The 2580-nt window shown below is 72.9% G+C and carries 2 protein-coding genes and 2 pseudogenes; 3 read left to right on the top strand and 1 reads right to left on the bottom strand.

All coding sequences use genetic code 11. From position 1 onward, the window contains the following. Positions 1–220 (bottom strand): annotated as a pseudogene (locus K2X24_RS04035) (hypothetical protein); the annotation flags it as partial. Positions 221–311: 91 nt separating this feature from the next. On the opposite strand from K2X24_RS04035, the gene pdxH reads away from it, so the two are divergent. The 3 genes and pseudogenes from pdxH to K2X24_RS04020 form a co-directional block, all read left to right on the top strand. Then, positions 312–974, top strand: a complete 663-nt coding sequence (gene pdxH, locus K2X24_RS04030) for a pyridoxamine 5'-phosphate oxidase (RefSeq protein ID WP_292494897.1) — start codon at positions 312–314, stop codon at positions 972–974. A gap of 169 nt (positions 975–1143) precedes the next feature. Then, complete coding sequence (locus K2X24_RS04025; RefSeq protein ID WP_238277921.1) at positions 1144–1866, top strand: SDR family oxidoreductase; 723 nt, start codon at positions 1144–1146, stop codon at positions 1864–1866. A 46-nt stretch (positions 1867–1912) separates the two neighbouring features. Continuing rightward, positions 1913–2580: pseudogene (locus K2X24_RS04020) on the top strand (hypothetical protein); the annotation flags it as partial.

Here is a 2580-nt window from a genome sequence, read left to right as displayed (position 1 = left end):
CCTTGGCGAGGGAGGCCTTGGCGAGGCCGACCTTGGCCGTCTCGACGCCGGCCGCAGCGGTTTCCTCGCCCTGGAAGGTGATGATGGGCAGGCTGCACCCACCGAGGCCGAGCAGGAGGGCGGCACCGAGGACGCGCGCGGTCCGGCGCGGCCCCGCGGCGGGACGAATCCGGAGGCCGTTGCCCCCGATGGTCTGGGCTTTACACTCGCGCCGACGCATTACACCTGATCTCGAACGACGTGTTGGGCCGAATAACGCTCGTGTCCCACGTCGGTGCCCCCCGACCCGGATCCCACCAAAGGACTACGTCTTGGAACGGTTAAGGATCGATGATCCCGCCTCCCCCGCCGAGGCCACCGGCCCCGGCGGCGACTTCACCCGCGCGGCCGACCCGTGGGCCCTGTTCGCCGCCTGGATGGCCGAGGCCGAGGCCTCGGAACCCAACGATCCCAATGCCATGGCCCTGGCCACGGCGGGGGCGGACGGCCTGCCCGACGTGCGCGTCGTCCTGCTGAAGGGCGTCGATGCGCGCGGTTTCGTGTTCTACACCAACACCGAATCGGCCAAGGGCGACGAACTGCGCGAGAATCCCCAGGCCGCCCTGGTCCTGCACTGGAAGAGCCTGCGCCGTCAGGTCCGCGCGCGCGGCCCCGTGAGTCCCGTCACGCCGGAGGAGGCCGACGCCTACTTCGAGAGCCGCGCCCGCAACAGCCGCATCGGCGCCCATGCCAGCCGCCAGTCCCGCCCCCTGGCGGACCGGGCGACCCTGGAGCGGGCGGTGGCGGAGGTCGCCGACCGTTACGGCGAGGGGCCGGTGCCGCGCCCGGAGAACTGGACCGGGTTCCGCATCGTGCCGGTCTCGATCGAGTTCTGGCAGGACGGTCCCTTCCGCCTGCACGACCGGGTTCGCTTCACCCGGGACGGCGGATCGTCCGATGGGGGCGCCTGGCGCGGGGCGCGCCTCTATCCTTGAGGCCGGCCGGCTCCTTGCTGCGTCGCGGGAGGACCCTGGATTTTAGGGCCCGCGCCGCTTAGACCTTGGCATGGCGTGGGGGTGTCTTCGGCACGGTGGTCACGTGTGCCGGGCGCTCCCCGATCCTGAAGGAACGGTCTTGGCCTCATCCAACGAACGCCGCCGCGTCATGCTGCTGACGGGCGCCAGCCGTGGCATCGGCCACGCCACCGTCAAACGGTTCTCGGCGGCCGGATGGCGGGTCATCACCTGCTCGCGCCATCCGTTCCCCGAGAACTGCCCGTGGGAGATGGGGCCGGAGGATCACCTCCAGGTCGATCTCGCCGATCCGACCGACACCGTTCGGGGCATCGAGGAGGTGGCCGGACGTCTCGCCGCCGAGGGCGGCCTCCTGCACGCGCTCGTCAACAACGCGGGCATCTCGCCGAAAGGGCCTCAGGGCGAGCGCCTCGGCGCCATCGCCACCGAGTTCAGCGACTGGCAGCGGGTGTTCCAGGTCAACCTGTTCGCCCCCCTCCTCCTGGCGCGCGGCCTCTGTGAGGAACTCACCCGCGCCAAGGGGTCCATCGTCAACGTCACCTCGATCGCGGGCTCGCGCGTCCATCCCTTCGCGGGGGCGGCCTACGGCACCTCCAAGGCGGCGCTCGCCGGCCTGACCCGCGAGATGGCAAGCGATTTCGGTCCCCTCGGCGTGCGCGTCAACGCAATCTCTCCCGGCGAGATCGACACCGCGATCCTGTCGCCGGGCACCGACAAGATCGTGGCCGGAATCCCGCAGCGCCGCCTCGGCACCCCCGACGAGGTCGCCAAGGCGATCTACTTCCTGTGCACCGAGGCCTCCTCCTACGTGAACGGCGCCGAGCTGCACATCAACGGCGGCCAGCATGTCTGAACGGCCGGCGCGTCCCGCGCCGCATGCCGCGTTCCCGAACCGCGCGATGTTGAGCGGCGCAACCCTGGCGCTCGCGGTCCTGACCCTCGCGCTCCCGGCCCACGCGGAACCGACGGTGACGATCCTCGACCTGCCCTTCCGGGCCCGGTCTCTGCGCGGCTCGGGCAGCGAGGTCGCGGTCGCGGTGGCGACCTCGGGGCTCCTGCCCCTGGCTCGGCCGCGCGGGGCCAACCCGGCACAAGGCGACGACGACGTGCCCATCGTGGTGGTCTGGGGCGACGGCGGCGGCGCGGCTCTCAGCCTCGTCGACGGACAGGTGGCGACCACGCTCCTGGGCGCGGAAGCGGTGGAGGGCCTGGCGGCGGCCGAGACGCCCCGCGGCGCCCTGCCCGGCTCCCGCCGGGCCGTGTCCGGCCCCCTGAGCGTGCATCTCGCAGGCCCGGTCCCCGCCCTCTCGGGCGGCCCCGAGCAGGTCGCCAGCCTCGTCGTGCGCGAGCGCCAGCCCGTGGCCATGGGGGGCGACCCGAAGCCGGTTCCGGTCGTGACCACTACGCTCTCGCCCGCGCCCGACACCGCCTTCGCCCTGCGCCGGCCCCGCATCGCCCGGTTCGCGGGCAAGCCCGTCATCGTCGCGGTCACGGTCGCGCCCGACGGCGGCAGCGCGCTCGCCCTGTTCGGCCGGTCCGAAGCGGGCGCGGACGCCAAGCCCGAAGC

The organism is Methylobacterium sp., from assembly GCF_019750675.1.
GTDB lineage: Bacteria > Pseudomonadota > Alphaproteobacteria > Rhizobiales > Beijerinckiaceae > Methylobacterium.
The sequence above is the reverse complement of the archived record's forward strand: the minus strand, read 5'-3'. Positions and strand labels throughout refer to the sequence as shown.

Excerpts from the sequence above, each read along its gene's own strand:
- K2X24_RS04025 (WP_238277921.1), top strand. The coding sequence starts at position 1,144 with ATGCTGCTGACGGGCGCCAGCCGTGGCATCGGCCACGCCACCGTCAAA.